Source organism: Methylobacterium sp. D48H (assembly GCF_053345715.1).
In genome coordinates this window covers 1-255 of the sequence record NZ_JBKFAP010000233.1, presented here as the reverse complement: position 1 = coordinate 255, position 255 = coordinate 1, and the positions used below count along the sequence as shown (strand labels likewise).

At 65.9% G+C, this 255-nt stretch carries 1 protein-coding gene; it reads right to left on the bottom strand.

Features of this window, described 5'->3' with window-relative positions; all coding sequences use genetic code 11:
* The coding region (locus tag ACLBX8_RS32270) for an EF-Tu C-terminal domain-related protein (protein ID WP_447701458.1) at positions 1-255 on the bottom strand (255 nt) is incomplete at both ends.

The window sequence follows — 255 nt, the reverse complement described above, 5'->3', positions numbered from 1 at the left end:
GCTTCTCCTCCATGGCCACCGGCACGATCAGCGCCACGTCCATGGTCACGTTGTCGCCCGGCATCACCATCTCGGTGCCCTCCGGCAGCGTGCAGATCCCGGTCACGTCCGTGGTCCGGAAGTAGAACTGCGGCCGGTAGTTGGTGAAGAACGGCGTGTGGCGGCCGCCCTCCTCCTTGGTCAGGATGTACGCCTCGGCCTTGAACTTCGAGTGCGGCTTCACCGAACCCGGCTTGCACACGACCTGGCCGCGCT